The organism is Pseudarthrobacter scleromae (genome assembly GCF_014644515.1).
GTDB classification, from domain to species: domain Bacteria; phylum Actinomycetota; class Actinomycetes; order Actinomycetales; family Micrococcaceae; genus Arthrobacter; species Arthrobacter scleromae.
Window position 1 is genome coordinate 1 of record NZ_BMKV01000008.1, and the last position, 16,594, is coordinate 16,594.

At 68.6% G+C, this 16,594-nt stretch carries 11 protein-coding genes; 4 read left to right on the forward strand and 7 right to left on the reverse strand.

The window, feature by feature from the left end; all coding sequences use genetic code 11:
* Positions 1 to 62: 62 nt before the first annotated feature.
* Genes IEX33_RS17465 through IEX33_RS17480 form a run of 4 tightly spaced genes read right to left on the reverse strand, consistent with a single transcriptional unit; the run spans position 63 to position 5,539 of the window.
* Positions 63 to 788, reverse strand: a complete 726-nt coding sequence (locus tag IEX33_RS17465; protein ID WP_188732206.1) for a thymidine kinase — start codon at positions 786 to 788, stop codon at positions 63 to 65.
* The gene (locus IEX33_RS17470) at positions 781 to 2,070 is read right to left on the reverse strand and encodes an alkaline phosphatase family protein (RefSeq protein ID WP_188732207.1); all 1,290 of its coding nucleotides are present in this window, start codon (positions 2,068 to 2,070) and stop codon (positions 781 to 783) included. Before IEX33_RS17470 ends, IEX33_RS17465 begins: the two co-directional genes overlap by 8 nt.
* A gap of 1 nt (position 2,071) precedes the next feature.
* Positions 2,072 to 2,812 carry a DUF5998 family protein gene (locus tag IEX33_RS17475; protein WP_104187600.1) on the reverse strand — a complete coding sequence of 247 codons (741 nt, stop codon included), beginning with the start codon at positions 2,810 to 2,812 and terminating at the stop codon, positions 2,072 to 2,074.
* Positions 2,813 to 2,854: 42 nt separating this feature from the next.
* Positions 2,855 to 5,539 (reverse strand): bifunctional acetate--CoA ligase family protein/GNAT family N-acetyltransferase, encoded by a 2,685-nt coding sequence (locus tag IEX33_RS17480; protein WP_188732208.1) that lies wholly within the window; start codon positions 5,537 to 5,539, stop codon positions 2,855 to 2,857.
* 88 nt (positions 5,540 to 5,627) lie between these two features.
* Here IEX33_RS17480 and IEX33_RS17485 point away from each other — a divergent pair, with 88 nt between their 5' ends.
* Together IEX33_RS17485 and IEX33_RS17490 are read left to right on the forward strand one after the other, a co-directional pair.
* On the forward strand, positions 5,628 to 8,144 hold the full coding sequence (locus IEX33_RS17485) for a DNA gyrase/topoisomerase IV subunit A (protein WP_188732209.1): 2,517 nt from the start codon (positions 5,628 to 5,630) through the stop codon (positions 8,142 to 8,144).
* 19 nt (positions 8,145 to 8,163) lie between these two features.
* Entirely contained in the window at positions 8,164 to 8,682 is a 519-nt protein-coding gene (locus IEX33_RS17490; protein WP_188732210.1) for a DinB family protein, read from the forward strand.
* Here IEX33_RS17490 and cydD read toward each other — a convergent pair.
* From cydD to IEX33_RS17505, 3 genes are read right to left on the reverse strand one after another with little or no spacing between them, the layout of a single operon-like run.
* Positions 8,664 to 12,197, reverse strand: a complete 3,534-nt coding sequence (cydD, locus tag IEX33_RS17495) for a thiol reductant ABC exporter subunit CydD (protein ID WP_188732211.1) — start codon at positions 12,195 to 12,197, stop codon at positions 8,664 to 8,666. The two genes, IEX33_RS17490 and cydD, sit on opposite strands and share 19 nt — an antisense overlap.
* Before the next feature lies 1 nt (position 12,198).
* On the reverse strand, positions 12,199 to 13,248 hold the full coding sequence (gene cydB, locus IEX33_RS17500) for a cytochrome d ubiquinol oxidase subunit II (protein ID WP_188732212.1): 1,050 nt from the start codon (positions 13,246 to 13,248) through the stop codon (positions 12,199 to 12,201).
* A gap of 31 nt (positions 13,249 to 13,279) precedes the next feature.
* Positions 13,280 to 14,884, reverse strand: a complete 1,605-nt coding sequence (locus IEX33_RS17505; RefSeq protein WP_188732284.1) for a cytochrome ubiquinol oxidase subunit I — start codon at positions 14,882 to 14,884, stop codon at positions 13,280 to 13,282.
* Between the two features lie 271 nt (positions 14,885 to 15,155).
* Here IEX33_RS17505 and IEX33_RS17510 point away from each other — a divergent pair, with 271 nt between their 5' ends.
* Both IEX33_RS17510 and IEX33_RS17515 read left to right on the forward strand, forming a co-directional pair.
* Positions 15,156 to 15,542 carry a BlaI/MecI/CopY family transcriptional regulator gene (locus tag IEX33_RS17510; protein WP_013600699.1) on the forward strand — a complete coding sequence of 129 codons (387 nt, stop codon included), beginning with the start codon at positions 15,156 to 15,158 and terminating at the stop codon, positions 15,540 to 15,542.
* A 6-nt stretch (positions 15,543 to 15,548) separates the two neighbouring features.
* A complete protein-coding gene (locus tag IEX33_RS17515) occupies positions 15,549 to 16,541 on the forward strand; it encodes a M56 family metallopeptidase (protein ID WP_188732213.1) in 993 nt (330 codons plus the stop codon).
* Positions 16,542 to 16,594: the final 53 nt, after the last annotated feature.

Below are 16,594 nucleotides of genomic sequence, written 5' to 3' on the forward strand. Positions count from 1 at the left end.
GGCTGGCCCCGACACGTGAACGCCCCGGACCAGCCCCATAAAGCACTTAGTTCAGCAGTCTCCTAGGCGTCCGCGCCGGTCCCGCCGGTGCCCCGCCACAGGCACGCATCCACCTCGAACGGCAGCAGCTGGTCCTGTTCGGCCATGAGGTTGGCGCCATGTGCCGTGACGCGGCGCATGAAATGGCGGCGGCACAGCGTCTCATATCCCACCACGGGGACGTGGCCTGCCGCCGTGGCAGCCGGGCCGTCCACGGCCATGTCCACGTCGCCCACCACAACCTGCGCGCCCTCGGTGACCATGACGCCGTCGACCGTGCGTGCATTGTGCGTTGCCCGGCGGCCGCACCAGCACAGGGCCTCCACCTGCAGGACCTGCACTCGGTCCGCAAGTTCGATCAGCCGCTGGGAGCCGGGGAACAGCCGGGTGCGGAAGTCAGCGGTGATGCCGAAGGCAAAGACGTCCACGTCGATTTCGTCCACGACTTTCGCCAGCTGCTCCACCTGCGCAGGCGTGTAGAACTGGGCCTCATCGCAGATCAGGTAGTCCACGCGCTGGCCCAGGGTGCGCCGCCGCATGACTTCCTCCCAGAAATCCGTCCCGTCCACTACCTCCACGGCGTCGGTTTCCAGTCCAAGCCGGCTGGAGATGCGGGACTCGCCGGCGCGGTCATTGCGGCTGAAGCGTACGCCGCCCCGGCCGCGGACCCTATGGTTGTGGTCCATCTGCAGCGCGAGCGTGGACTTGCCGCAGTCCATGGTGCCGGAGAAAAAGACGAGCTCAGCCACGGCGGGCGCCCCTGCCGTCGGCCGTGAAATACAGGAGCGGAACCTCCCGCTCAGCCTTGGTCAGCGATCCGTGCTGGCCCACGACCTCCATCGCCGTGGGGCGGACACGCCTCGTGTCGTAGAGGGCGAGCTCGTCGCGGGCCGCAATCATCACGTCGCCGATCCTGCCCTCGACGGCGGGCCGGACCGGACCGAAAAGCCCGGCGGCAATGGCGTCCTCCCTGGTGAATGCCCAGATGCGGGTACCGAAACGGCCGCGCCAGGCGGCGAGGAGCCGCTCCCTCACACCGGCGTCGGACCCGTCATCCAGGTACAGATGCACCATCCGGGGTTCGCCGGCCGTGTGGCGGACTCCTTCCACCAACTGCGGATCCGCCGAGAAGTCGATGCGCTGCTGCTCCGGCACGTCAAGCATGCCGTGGTCCGCCGTCAGCAGGATGCTGGTGCCCGCCGGCAGCGAGGAATTCAGCCGCTTCATCACGGCGTCCAGCTCCTCAAGCTGGTGTTCCCACTCCGGCGACTGACAGCCGTAACGGTGGCCTGCCTTATCAAGCTCGTTGACGTAGAAGTACATCAGGCCTGGCCCGGGCGCTGCCAGGGCCTCGGCGGCAGCTGCAGTCCGGGCGTGGGAGGTGGTGGCGGGCATGAAGTTGCCGCCGCGGAGGGCGGCGCGGGTCATGGGTGAGTCCCCGAACTGGGGAAGGCTGACGGTGGTCACTGCCGCCTGGCCGGCAGCTCGTTCCAGCACTGTGGGGAACGGTTGCCAGGCCACCGGGTCAACCCCGGGGTCCCAGTTGCCAAGAAGGTTGACCACCTTGTCCTGCTCCGGATCCAGCACGTCGTAGCCCACCAGGCCGTGCTGGCCCGGGGGCAGGCCGGTGCCGAAACTGGCCAAAGCGGCGGCCGTGGTGGAAGGGAACGCCGAATCGAGCCACACGGGGACGGCGCCCTGGCCGGCCTGGATGACGGAGCGCAGGAAGGGGGTGTGGGCGGACTTCTGCTTCAGGAGGTTCCGGCCCAGGCCGTCGGCCACGACGACGCATACGCGGGACGCGGCAGGAAGGCCAAGGGTGTTGGTGAATCCGTCGAGGCCCAGGCTGGCTGCGGCACTGGTCAGCACGTCCGCCACGGAACGCCGGCCGTAGGCGGGAGCGGGCGGCAGGTCCGGGGCTTTGGCCGGCCGGCCGGCTGAGGCACCGGCGGGGACAGGAGCGCCGCTGGCTGGGGGTCGTGGGACGTTGCCGGTTGGGACGTTGCTGCTTGTTCGTCGTTCGTCCGGCATCTCAGCGCTGCTGGTGCCCGCGGCTGAGCCGGTTACCGAACACGCCTGAACGCGGCCGGGCCGGGAGTGACTGGATGTGGGGCGCCGGGGCGGCAGAGCCCGTGTTCACGGCGCGCAGCGCGCGGGCAAAAAGCTTGGCATCCTGGACGGCCTGCAATCCGTCCGCCTCGGCGCTGATCCGCAGGACAATGTCCTCCTGCGCAATGGTGCCGCTGTACCCGTGGTCCGCCTCGCACTGGGGATCCCCGCAGCTGGCGGGGCCCATGTCCAGCCGCTGGCCGCCGGACCATGCTATGGACAGCGTCACCTCGCGGACCGGGTCCGAAGGCTTGTAGTCCTGAGGCTGCGCGTACATGTAGCTGAGGACCACGGAGCGGATCTGCGCCACGGGCACGGACTCGGTGGAAATCTGGGCCACGATTTGCTCACCCGCCTCATCCAGCTGCTGGTCGTCCACGTGGGTGATCACCAGCATGTCCGCGGTCAGCACCAGCACGGTGATGTGGCGGCGTACCTCGGCGCGGTCGAAGTGGGTTTCCAGGTGCACCAGGTGGGCAACGCACTCGCGGCCGTCCAGTGCGTCGTCCACCACGTCAGCCACCAGGCGCGGGTAGAAACCCGCCTTTTGGAGCGCGCCGTCAAGGCTTTGGCCCTGGGCGCTGTGGCTGTGTGAGCTGTGGCGGACTGCCTGGTTTTCATTGCCGGGCGTTTCGGGCGCCGACGCGGGAGGCTGTGAGCTCATTCCCCCATTTTCACAGATCGGCCCGCCACATTGCTAACCGCGTCAGCCCAGCATGGCCCGGCGGGCGCTGTCGGTGCGCTGGGCCGCGTTGCCGATCCGGACATCTGCGGCCAGGATCACAGCCCCGGACACGCCGCACAGCACCGGGTTGAATTCCACCAGCGCGATCTCCGGATGGCTGTCCTTGAGCCAGGCAAGCCTGCCGGCCAGGTCCTCAAGGGCGGCCACGTCCACGGCCGGCAGGCCCTGATAGCCGAACAGCTTCCGGGCGGCCCGCGGCCCGCGGATGAAGTCGTGCACGTCCGCTGCGGACAGGGGCGGTACCCGGTGCGCCCAGTCGTCCAGCAGGTTGACGGCGTCCCCGGCCAGGCCGAACGAGATCACCGGGCCCAGGAGCGGGTCCTCGATGGCCCGGAAGGTACAGGCCTGTCCCACCGGCGCCATGCTCTGCACTTCCAGTGCCGGGTCGCCGTAGCGGGACAGGGTCCGGCGCATCTGCAGGACGTTCCGGCGCAAGGACTCGGCGTCCTGGATATCCAGGCGGACTCCCCCAAGGTCCAGGCGGTGGCGCAGCGAGGGGTCGGTGGTCTTCAGCGCCACCGGCCAGCCCAGCATGTCCGCCGCCTCAACGGCCTGGTCCGGGGTGTCGAAGCCAACCGAAGGCAGCACGGTGATGCCGTAGTGGCCCAGGAGGGAGCGCGTGGCCGCCGGGTCCAGCTGCTTGAGCTGCTCCCCCTTCACGTCGCGGAGGAGGCCCTCCAGCTCGGCCCGCGCGCGCTGCGGATCGCAGCCTTCCGGCTCAACGAAGTGCCCGTGGTCGCGCGAGACCCACTCCGAGTACCGCACCACGGCGGCGAGCGCGGCCACCGCAGCCCCGGGGTTGGAGAAGCAGGGCACGGCCTGCTCCGCGGACCCCACCATGCCCTCGACATAGACCGAGGGATCCAGGATTCCGGTAAACGCGGCCACCACGGGTTTACCTGCCTTCACCGAGCATTCGGCGAGCACCTCGGCAATTCTGTCCACCGTGAGCCCGCGGGCGGGCAGCAGTGCGGCGACGGCCCCATGCACGGCGTCGGACTCAAGGGCGGCGAGCAGGGACGAACGCAGGGCGGGGAGGGCAACCGACTGGCCGGCGTCGAGGTCCACGCCGGTCACCAGCCGGGCAACGTCGAGCCCATGCGACGACGCGCTGTCTGCCACCACTTTTCCCAGGGCCTGGGAGTTGCTGAAGATGGCCAGCCCGGGCCCGGCGGGCAGTGGCTGGTTGGACACCACCTGCGCCACGTCCACAAGCTGTTCTATGGTTTCCACCCGGATGACGCCGGACTGGCGGAGCATCGCGTCAAGGGCACCTGCGGGTGCCTGCGTGGTGCGGACGGCGTGGCCGGGCGGCAGCCGCAGCCCCATGGCATCGGACTTGGCCACAATGACAGGCTTGATGCGCGCCAGCCGCCGGGCCAGCCGGGAAAACTTGCGCGGGTTGCCGATCGATTCCAGGTACAGGCCCACGGCGGAGGTGTCGGCGTCGTCCTCCCAGTACTGCATCATGTCGTTGCCTGACACATCGGCGCGGTTTCCGGCGGAGAGGAAGGTGGACAGTCCCAGCCGCCGCCTGCTGGAGGCGGCGTAGAGCGAGACGCCGATGGCCGCTGACTGGGAGAACAGCCCCAGCCCGCCGCGCAGCGGCAGCGTGGGCGCCATAGAGGCGTTCAGCGAGACGGCCGGGTGGGTGTTCACGATCCCCAGGGACGCCGGCCCGATCACCCGCATCCCGTTGGCGCGTGCCTGCCGCACGAGGTCGCGCTGCCTCATGAGGCCGCGTTCGCCGTCGTCCGCGAAGCCTGCCGAGGCGATGACCAGGCCCTTCACCCCTGCCGCCGCACAGTCTGCGACGACGGCGGGCACTTCCTCGTAGGGGACGGCAACAACGGCCAGCTGCACAGGTTCAGGGACCTCCGAGAGCTTGCCGTAGGAGATCATGCCGGCCAGTTCCAGGGCCTCGGGATTGATGGCAAACACAGGCCCGGGGAAGCCGCCTTCGATGATGTGCTCCAGGAGCTGGTAGCCCACCGTCCCCCACTTGCGGCTCGCCCCGATGACGGCAATGGACGACGGCGTCAGCAGGTCGCGGACGCTCCTCGCCTCCGCGCGGTGCTCGCGGGATTCCATCACGGCCCGGGATTTTTCGGTGGGGTCGATGTTGAACTCAAGGCTGACGACGCCGTCGTCGAAATGCCGTTTGACGTCATAGCCGGCGTCGGAGAAGACCATCAGCATCTTGCGGTTTTCCGGCAGCACCTCCGCGCTGAAGCGGCGGATCCCGTTCTCGTGGGCGGCGGCGGCGAGGTGTTCGAGCAGGATGGAGCCGATGCCCCTCCCCTGGTGCGAGTCGGCGATGTTGAACGCCACTTCGGCTTCGGTGGGGTCGTCCAGCCGGTCATACCGGCCGATCCCTACGATTTCACCGCCGATGGTGATGACGAACGCCACCCGGTCCCGGTAGTCCACCTCGGTGAACCGCTTGAGCTCCTTGCTGGAAAGCTTGGCCTTGAAGGCAAAGAAGCGCATGTAGATTGAGTTCTGCGACTGTCCCATGTGGAACTTCTGGACAGCGTCCGCGTCCGAGGGGTGGATGGGGCGCAGATGTGCCGTCCCGCCGTCCCGGAGCACGACATCGGCTTCCCAATGTTCCGGATATTCGCCGTCCACGGGCTGTTCCACCATAGGCTTAGCCTAGCCAAAAACTCCCGCAGCACTGCCGCTTGCGCCCAACAAACCATTGCACCGCTCTGCAGAAGGATCCACCAACCCCATGGCCCGCCGCCAAAGTTCAGCCCCTCCCGAAGACACCACCCCCTACACGGAGAACATCGTGGACATCGATGTCACCTCCGAAATGGAAGGTTCCTTCCTGGAGTACGCGTATTCGGTGATTTACTCCCGGGCGCTTCCGGACGCCCGCGACGGGCTCAAGCCGGTGCAGCGGCGCATCCTCTACATGATGAGCGACATGGGCCTGCGCCCGGACCGCGGCCATGTGAAGAGCGCCCGCGTGGTGGGCGAGGTCATGGGCAAGCTGCACCCGCACGGCGACACCGCCATCTACGACGCCATGGTGCGCATGGCCCAGGACTTCTCGCTGCGGCTGCCCCTGATTGACGGGCACGGCAACTTCGGATCGCTCGACGACGGCCCTGCGGCTCCGCGGTACACGGAAGCGCGGCTCGCAGCGGCTGCCCTGACGCTCACCAACCACCTCGACGAAGACGTGGTGGACTTCGTCCCCAACTACGACAACCAGCTGACCCAGCCGGACGTGCTTCCGGCCGCGTTCCCCAACCTGCTGGTCAACGGCGCCACCGGCATCGCCGTGGGCATGGCCACCAACATGGCCCCGCACAACCTGGTGGAAGTCATTTCCGCCGCGCGGCACCTGATTGCCCACCCGGACGCCACACTCGATGACATTATGCGGTTCGTGCCCGGCCCGGACCTGCCCAGCGGCGGGCGGATCGTGGGGCTGGACGGCATCCGCGACGCCTACGCCACGGGACGGGGGTCCTTCAAGACGCGGGCCAAGGTGGAGGTGGAACAGCTGTCCGCGCGGCGGACCGGCCTGGTGGTCACCGAACTCCCCTACATGGTGGGCCCGGAAAAGGTCATCGAGAAGATCAAGGACGCCGTCAACGCCAAGAAGCTGACCGGCATCAGCGACATTGTGGACCTGACCGACCGCAAGCACGGCCTGCGCCTGGTCATCGAACTCAAGAACGGCTTCAACCCCAACGCGGTGCTCCAGCAGCTCTACCGCTACTCGCCGATGGAGGACTCCTTCGGCATCAACAACGTCACCCTGGTGGACGGACAGCCGCAGACCCTGGGCCTGGTGCAGCTGCTGACTGTGTACGTCAACCACCGGATCGACGTTGTCCGCCGCCGGACGGTGTTCCGGCTGGGCAGGAAGAAGGACCGCCTCCACCTGGTGGAGGGACTCCTCATCGCCATTGTGGACATTGACGAGGTCATCCAGATCATCCGCTCCTCGGACGAGGCAGCCGCCGCCCGGGCCCGGCTGATGTCCATCTACGACCTCACGGAGATCCAGGCGAACTACATCCTGGAGCTCCGGCTGCGCCAGCTGACCAAGTACTCCCGGATCGAGCTGGAGAAGGAGCAGGACGAGCTGCGCCGCGAGATCGCGGAGCTCGAGGCGATCCTGGGCTCCGAGGAGCGGCTCCGGACCCTGGTGTCCGACGAGCTGGGAGAGATTGCCGAGGAGCACGGCACTCCGCGGCGCACCGTCCTCCTCGAATCCGAAGCCGTGGCACCGACCGTGGCCGCCGACCTTGCGCTGGCCGCCGGGAAAAAGGGGAAGGCAGCGCCGCTCGCCCTGGAGATTGCCGACGACCCCTGCTGGGCCATCCTGACCGCCTCCGGACAGGTGGCCCGCACCAGCAACCAGGAGCCGCTGGCGGAGGCGGGCCCCCGGGCAAAACACGATGTGTTCACGTCCGTGGTCAAGACCTCCGCACGGGGCGAGATCGCGGCGGTCACCTCCCTGGGGCGGATGCTGCGCCTCCAGGTGATGGACATGCCGGTACTGCCGCCCATGTCCGGCCTGCCCAACCTCGCCGGCGGGGTTCCGGCCAGGGATTTCCTCACCCTGCTCAAGGGGGAAACCCTGGTGGCGTTCGTGCCGCTGGACGAAGTGCTGGCCATCGGCACTTCCCAGGGCGTGGTGAAGCGGGTGCAGCCGGACTACCCGCTGAACCGGGAAGACTGGGACGTCATAGCCCTCAAGGACAAGGACTTCGTGGTCAATGTGGCCCCGGCGGGCGCCGATGACGCTGAGCTGGTGTTCCTGACCAGCCAGGCCCAGCTGCTGAAATTCGGAGCCGCCAGCGTGCGCCCCCAGGGGCGGACGGCCGGAGGCATGGCGGGAATCAAGCTGGCCGCCGGGGACCGCGTGCTGTTCTTCGGCGCGGTCCAGCCCACGGACGAGGCCGCCGTGGTGGTGACCATCGCCGGGACAACGGGAGCCCTTCCCGGGACCGCCCCCGGCACGGCCAAGGTCACGGCGTTCTCCGAGTACCCCGTGAAGGGCCGCGCAACCGCCGGCGTGCGGGCACACCGCTTCCTGAAGGGCGAGGACACGCTGTTGCTGGCCTGGGCGGGCCACGGACCGGCCAAGGCCGCCTCAGCCGCGGGGGTTGCCAGGTCCCTGCCGCAGGAGCACGGCCGGCGGGATGGCTCCGGCGTCCCGTTGTCGCAGCCGGTGGACGTGATGGGTCCGGCCATGGCGTGGCCTGATCCCGGCCAGACTGCCTGATCCGGCCTAGACTGCATGCATGCCTATCGTTCCTGATGAGAAGGACTGGACCTGGGTCCTGACGCGTCCCTGCCCCGACTGCTCGTTCGATGCCGCCACGGTAACGCCGTCCACCGTCCCGGGGAACATCGACAATATGCTGCCCCGCTGGCGTGCCGTCCTGCGCAGGCCGGACGTGGCGGAGCGCCCCAATGGGCACACGTGGTCCGCGCTGGAGTATGCCTGCCACGTCCGGGACGTCTTCAGCCTTTTCGACCAGCGGCTGAACCTCATGCTCGAATCGGATGACGCACGGTTCGAGAACTGGGACCAGGACCAGACGGCCATGGACAAGGACTACGCCAACGCGGATCCGGCAGTGGTCAGCGCAGAGCTGACGGCTGAGGGAAAGCAGGCGGCGGAGTCCTTTGCCAGGGTCCGCGAACCAGAGTGGGGACGGACAGGGCTGCGCAGCAATGGCTCGGAGTTCACCGTCCTGACGCTGGCCCAGTACTTCCTGCACGACGTCGTCCACCACCTTCACGACGTGGACGGCTGAGCACCTTCTGTAACCGCGGCATACGCCGGCGCGCCGTTGTGTCCGCTGTCTCCGGTGTCCCCGGATCCGGCCAGCACCAGCCTCGCATCCTCCGGATGGATGTCAGCGGGGTTGTGGGTCACCAGCACCACGGTCCGGTTGCCGAGTCCCGCGCGCAGGTCGGCCAGCATGGCCTCTGCCGATTCAGCATCCAGGTGCGCTGTTGGCTCATCCAGCAGGATCACCTCCGCACCGGTCATCAGCGTGCGCGCCACGGCCAGGCGCTGGCGCTCTCCCCCGCTCAGGAAGGCCCCGCCCGGACCGATCCTGGTGTCCAGGCCGGCCGGCAGGCGCTCCACCAGGCCCGCCAGGCCCACGGACTCCAGCACCTCCATCAGCTCGCCGTCTCCGGCCGGGCCGTTCGCGGGGGGCCTGCCCAGCAGCAGGTTGCCGCGGATGGTCGAGTCAAAGAGGTGGGCTTCCTGCGGACACCAGGCGGCCCGGCCGGTCACCCGGGCTGCCCCGGCTGCTGCAGGGAGGAAACCCAGCAGGACGGAGAGCAGGGTGGATTTTCCGGAACCGGACGGTCCGGTGACGGCCAGCCACCGGCCTGGCTCGGCAACGGCGTTGATCCCGGAAAACACCGGAGCACCGCCCGGCCACGCCGCCGCGAGGTCAACGAGTTCGACGCCGGGACCACCGTCCTGGCGGGCAGGCACTGTGTGCAGGCCGTCCGCTGGGGTGCCTTCGGAGCCCGCGGTGCCGGCGTCCAGGGCGCCCGAGGCGGACACGCGCCGCATGACTGTCCGCAGCGCGGGGAACTGGCGCACCGCCGTCGTCATCGCTGAGTAGGGCTCCACCAGTGCGAGGAGCATCAGCACGACCACCGCCGCCGTCGCCGGGGCGAGCCGGCCGCCGAGCACGGCGGGAGCGGCCAGCCAGGCAGCTGCGAAGGCAGCCGCGCAGCAGGAGGCTGTGGTGACAGCGTGTCCTAGGCCGTCTGCCCACGCTGACCGCTGGGAAGCGCGGGTGGCGCTGCGGTCCTGGGCGCGCAGTCCGGCCAGTACCGGGGCGGAGACGCCGTTGGCGTGGAGTTCGGCGCGTGCATCGAGGGCTGCGGAAATCCGGCGCAGGACCCCGGACCTCAGGACCTGTTCGGCGCTGGCCGACTTCCGGTCGGCCCACAGCGCCACGGCCGGGGCCAGGAGCAGGCTGGCTGCGGCGGCGGCCAGGACGGCCGGGACGGCATCCGGCACCAGCAGCCAGGTGGTGGCCAGGGCCAGGGCGGAGACAGCGAGCGCAGTCACCGGCGGCAGCGCAACCCTTGGCAGGAGGTCGCGGACGGTGTCGACGTCGTCGATGACCGTCCCCAGGACGTTGCCGCCCTGCAGCAGCCGGCGGAGGGCGAGGGCCCTGCGGCTCAGGGACTCCCAGAGCCGTCCCCGGAGGCGGGTGAGGGCGGCAAACACCGCATCATGGAGCAGGAGCCGCTCGCAGTAGCGCAGCACGGCCCGCCCGATCCCGAAGAACCGCACGCCAACAATGGCCGTCAGCAGGTACAGGATGGGCGGCTGCTCGCTGGCACGGATGATCAGCCAGCCGGACAGGCCGGACAGCGCGACGGCGAAGACGGCCGCCAGGGTGCCCACCACGGCAGCCGCTGCGAACTTGCCGCGGACCGGCGCCAAGAGCGCCGCGAGGAGACGGGTCGTTTGGCGGGTGCCTGCGCCCCCGCTGGCGGGTGCGCCGGCACCCGCGCCGGCAACCGGGGCAGCAGCGGGGGCGGGCCAGGCGTCCGCTGCAACGTCCACGGCACCCCCTGGCTTCGGCCCGGCCTTCTGCAGCGCGGCTTGCACCGGCGCGGCAGCTGTGGCCAGCACCCCGGCCCGCGCGCCTGGTTCCCCTGCCCGGGCTGGCTCTGCGTGGACTGGCTCTGCGTGCGCAGCCACCGGCACCAGGTGGTCAGCGAGGTTGCGGGTGCGCCCGTTGTGCGCCACGAGGATCACGGTGACGCGTCCGCGCAGGTGGCGGATCGCGTCTTCCACCACCATGGCCGAGGCGTCGTCCAGGTGTGCGGTGGGCTCATCGAGCAGCAGCACTGTAGCTCCTGCCTCGATCCGGGCCAATCCCCTGGCGAGTGCCACCCTCCGCAGCTCGCCGGGGCTCAGCTCGGCGGGGTGCTGGTGTGCCAGGTGGCCGGCAGCGGCGCGGGCCAGGCATGAGCGTGCGGCGGCTTCCACGCCGGCGTGGCCGCGGGCGCCCTCGATATCCCCGGAGAGGTACAGCATCACCTCGTCCAGGACAGTTTCGGCAAGCATGACCGGATGCTGCGGCACCCAGGCCAGCGCGCTGCGGTCGATGCCCCGGAGCGTGCCGGTGACCGTGGCGCCGGCTCCGTCCCCGATGGTTCCCGCCAGCACGCCGAGGACTGTGCTCTTTCCTGCGCCGCTGGTTCCGTCCAGGGCGGTGATCCTGCCTTGCGGCGCGGTGAAGGTGAGCGGGCCGACGGCGGGGCCCGACCTTCCGCTGTAGCCTACGGTCAGGTCCGTGACGGAGACGGGGGCACCGGGCCGTCCCGCCCTGGTTGCCGGAAGCGGCCGGGGTTCGGGGGCCCCCGTGACCGCGGTGGTTTCCGCGAGGGCCACCCGCCCGTCGTCGCTGGCATGGTGGGCGGTGCCCAGTTCACGCAGCGGGAGATAGCAGTCCGGGGCCAGGATCAGTGCCAGCAGGCCGGCCTCGAGCGGCATGTCCCCGTGCACCAGCCGGACGCCGATGAACACCGCCACGACCGCCACGGAGATCGTGGCGATCAGTTCCAGTGCCAGCGCCGAGAGGAATGCGGTGCGCAGGGTTCCCATGGTGCGGGTGCGGTATTCCTCGGAGATCTCTTCGAGGGCCTTGCGCTGCGCCGTGGCGCGCCCGAGCCCCACCAGGACCGGCAGGCCTTTTGCCAGCTCCAGCATGTGGGCGGACAGCCTGCCAAGGGCCGCCTGCGCTTCACGGACGTTGTCTTCGGTGTACCGGCCTATCAGCACCATAAACAGCGGGACCAGCGGTACCGTCAGGACAATCACCACTGCGCTGACCCAGTCCGCAAAGAGGACCCGTGCTCCCAGAAGCAGCGGAATCGCCGCGCAGTTCACCAGTGCCGGGAGGAACTGGGTGTAGTAGTTGTCCAGCGCATCCAGTCCACGGGTTGCCAGGACGGCGAGCCCGCCGTCGGCGGGGCCGGTTCCCCTGGCGCCGTTGCGCAGCGCCCGTTCGAGCAGTCCGGCACGCAGCTCCTCCTTGATGCCAAGGGCCGCCCGCCGGGCAGCGACAGCCTGTGCCCAGACGGTCAGGGACCGCAGCACCACGCCGGCCAGTCCCAGGACAACCTGGCCTGCCCAGTCCGGGTCCCCCGCCACCAGTCCGGCCAGCACCGAGGCCACGGCCTGGCCCATCAGGACCAGTGACAGGGCCTTCAGGGCTGCCAGCAGTCCCAGCAGGTAGACGGCGGACCGGGTGGCCGGACCGGGAGGGAAACTTGGCCGCATGTCAGCCCTTCGTTGTGAAAGCCCTGGCGGCGATGGCCGGCAGGAAGCTGTGGGCCTCCGGGATGTGCGCTGCACTGACCCGGCGGCGGAACACCCAATAGGTCCAGGCCTGGTAGGCGATGACAAGGGGGAGGCCGAAGGCCGCCACGATGCTCATGAGCCCCAGGGTGTAGTCGGAGGAGGACGCGTTGGAGATGGTGAGGTCAAAGGCCTCGTTAAGGGTGGAGGGCAGCACCACCGGGAATACCGCGGCAAAGATCGATGCCGAACCCAGTGCCAGGAAAGCACCAAGCCCGGAAAAGGCCTTGCCTTCCGCTCCCCGGCGGGCCCACACCCAGGCTGCTGCGGCGGCGGCGACAGCCAGCACAACGAGGGCCCAGGTCCAGGGCTTCCCTTCCAGGAACTGGATGCTCAGTGCCCACGCCGCGATGGGCAGGAGCAGGACGGGCAGCAGGCGCACGAACCATGTCCGTGCCCGGTGCCGCACGTCGCCGTCGGTCTTCAGGGCCAGGAAAGCCAGCGCGTGGATCAGCGAGAAGCCCACGACGGCAAGGCCACCCAGAACGGCGTATCCGCTGAACCAGGCCAGCGGGCCTCCCTCGCGGTCGCCATTGGCATTCAGCGGCAGGCCGGTGGTGGTGAGCGCCAGCGCGGCACCCACGCCGAAGGCCGCGAAGAAGGATCCCAGCGCGATGGCCCAGTCCCAGCGGGCACGCCACCGGTCCGTGTCCACCTTGCCCCGGTACTCGAACGCCACTGCCCGGAAAATCAGGGCAACAAGCACCACCAGCAGAGGGAGGTAAAGGGCCGAGAACAGGGAGGCGTACCAGAGCGGGAAGGCGGCGAACGTGGCGCCGCCGGCCGTCAGGAGCCATACCTCATTGCCGTCCCAGACGGGTCCGATGGTGTTGAGCAGGACGCGGCGCTCCGTGTTGTTGCGGGCAAAAAGCTTCATGAGCATCCCGACGCCGAGGTCGAAACCCTCCAGGAAGAGGTACCCGGTCCACAGCACCGCGATGGCGATGAACCAGACGGTTGGCAGCAGTTCCATGTGTGTATTTCCTCTGCTCTTCGTGCGCGGCTTAGTAGGCGAACGCCAGGACGTCGTCGCCGGGTTTGCCGCCGCCCGGTCCACCGGTTCCGGGGGTGGCGTCCTCATTTTCGTCGGCCGGTGCATGGACCAGCTCAGGCATGGCGGAGACCACTCCGCCGCGGATGTATTTCACCAGCAGCTTGACTTCTACCACCAGCAGGACTGCGTAGACCGCCGTCAGGGTGACCAGCGAGGCCAGCAGCTCCCCGGCAGAGACACCGGGTGATACCGCGGCCGCCGTGAACATAAACACCTGGTCGATGCCGCTGGGATCCGGGTTGGGGGCGACGACGAACGGCTGGCGGCCCATCTCGGTGAAGATCCAGCCGGCCGCGTTGGCGCCGAAGGGGGCCAGGATGCCGAAGACCGCGAGCCGCATGAGCCAGCGGGATTCGGGGACGGTCCCCTTCCGGGTGATCCACAGCGCCACGAGGGCTGCCAGGGCGGCGAGCCCGCCGAAGCCGATCATCATGCGGAAGCCCCAGTAGGTGACCTCCATGACGGGAAGGTAGTCGATTTCCTGGCCGGCGCGTTCGCCGTAGATGGGGTTGTCCGGCAAGTGGGTCCCGTAGGCCTCCTTGTACTGCGGCAGGAGGCTGTTGACGCCCTGGACTTCGGTGGTGAAGTCGCCCTTTGCCAGGTAGGAGAGGATGCCGGGGACTTCAATGAGGGCAACGATGTCGTCGCAGTTCTGCGAACCCAGGTTGCCAATGCTCAGAACGGAGAACCCGGTGCCATCATGGCAGGCGGCTTCCGCTGCGGCCATCTTCATGGGCTGCTGTTCGAACATCAGCTTGCCCTGGAGGTCCCCGGTGAGGGCGGTGCCTGCGAAGGAGATCATGGCCACCACTGCACCGATGCGGAGGGACCGGAGCCAGACCTTGTGGTCGTCGCGGTCCCGGCCGGGGATGTCCGCAGATTCGCCCGGGATGACCTTGCCGTCGGCACCGACTGTGTCGACGCCGTCGCGCCGCCGGCGCCACAGGTGGTACCAGGCGATGCCCAGCAGGAAGCCGCCGGCAACGGCGAGGGCTCCGAAGAGGGTGTGTGGAACGGCAACGAGCGCGGTGTTGTTGGTGAAGACGGCCCAGGCGTCGGTCATAACGGGCCGGCCGTCGATCATCTCCACGCCCACGGGGTGCTGCATCCAGCTGTTGGCCACGATGATGAAGTACGCGGAGAAAATCGACCCGATCACTGCGATCCACAGGCACGCCAGGTGGATGCCGGGCTTGAGCTGCTTCCACCCGAAGATCCACAATCCCAGGAAGGTGGATTCGACGAAGAACGCCAGCAGCGCTTCCAGGGCCAGGGGCGCGCCGAAGACGTCGCCCACGAACCGGCTGTATTCACTCCAGGCCATCCCGAACTGGAACTCCTGGACGATGCCCGTGGCTACGCCCATGATGAAGTTAATGAGGAACAGCTTTCCCCAGAACTTGGTCATCCGGAGGTACTCGGGATTGCCCGTGCGGTGCCAGGCCGTCTGCATGAGTGCGACAACCAGGCCAAGGCCGATGGTCAGCGGGACCATCATGAAGTGGTAAACGGTGGTGATCCCGAATTGCCAGCGTGCGATTTCCAGCGCGTCCATAGCGTCCAAGGCGGTCCCTCGTGTCAGCGAATGCAGATCTTCTACGTTTTGTAGAACTCAACTTCTACCGAGTGTAGAACAACCGCGGCGGCGGTGTAAAAACCAGCTTCCACTTCCCCGGCACGGCAGGCAAGGGCCGTGTCAGGCCGCGTGTTCTACCCAACGTAGAAAGTCTCGGGAAAACCGGGTAAATTGGAGGTTGTAGTTCAAACACAGCATGCAGCCACCTCCGCCCGGCGGCGGTGGCGCGGGGAGAAAAAGGAAAAGTGCAATGGCTAGTCTTGGTGAACTGGAACGGGCAGTGATGGATCTGCTCTGGGCGGGCCAGGAAGCAGCCACAGCCAACACGCTGCGGGACAGGCTCGCACAGACCTCTGCCGGGCAGGGCGGCGCGGCCGGCCACGAGGGCAAGGAACTCGCCGTGACCACTGTGCTCACCGTACTGTCCCGGCTGGAGAAGAAGGGGCTGGTGGAGCGCGAACGCGGCACCCGTCCGCACCGCTACCAGGCAGTGTCGAGCCGCGAGGACCACACCGCCGAGCTGATGCACGAGGTGCTGGGGTCGGCTCCGGACCGCGAAGCAGTGCTGGCCCGCTTTATCGGGTCCGTATCCGAGGGTGAAGCCGAGACTCTGCGCAAACTGCTTGGCCACCTCTAGCGGACCATGTTCTGGGCCTCGTACCTGCTGGCGGTCCTTGCGATAGTCCTGGCCTGGCCGGTGCCTGTCCTCCTCTCACGCGCGCAGTGGCCCGCCCGCTCACCCTTTACCGCCATGATCCTGTGGCAGGCGATAGCGCTGGCCGGCGGGCTGTCCATGATCGGCGCAATGCTCGTGTATGGCCTGGAACCGATCGGGGACAACCTGATCGCAGGCCTGCGGGCGCTGGCCGGCATGGTGCTGTACAACGCCCCCACCACGGCCCTGGGCTTCTGGCATATTTTCGCCCTGTCCGCCGCAGCGCTGCTCACCGCCCACCTGGTGTTCACCCTGCTGCTGACCTACTACAAGATTGAACGCCAGCGGCGGCGGCACCGCGAACTGCTGTCCCTGTTGGCCTCACCGTCCGCTGAGGGGACGGGAACCCTGGTCATCAGCCACAACTCCCCCGTGGCTTACTGCCTTCCCGGGGGCGCCCGGTCCGTGACTGTCCTCTCTGATGGCCTAATGGCGGCCCTTGAGCCCGCAGAACTCCGTGCCGTCCTGATCCATGAGAACGCCCACCTCAGCCAGCGCCACCACCTGCTGCTGTGGGCTTTCGCCGCCTGGCGGCAGGCACTGCCCTGGCTGCCAACCACCCGCCTCGCCCAGGAGTCAGTGAACTCCCTGATCGAGATGCTGGCGGACGACGTCGCGCTCAAGACCGAAAGCAAGGCCACGCTGATCAAGGCCATCGCCATTGTGGCCAGCGGGTCGGCCGGCAACAGCGGCGGCGCGGACCTCCGCCCGGAGGCTTCCAGCCTGGCGCTCTCCGGACTTGACTCCGCCGCCGGCACGTCCGGCGCGGACTCCGCCCGGACCACCGCCTCACGGGTCAGCCGGCTGCTCTCGCCCCGGCCCGAACTGCCGGCACCCATCCGCAGCATGGTCGTGGCAGGATCCGTACTGCTCCTTGCCCTGCCTACCCTGCTTCTGGTGGTGCCCGGCCTGCTGGGGTGAGTCCCGCCGTCGTCCTCCCCCTGATGCCCAGATGCCTGCGGCGCCGGCTGCCC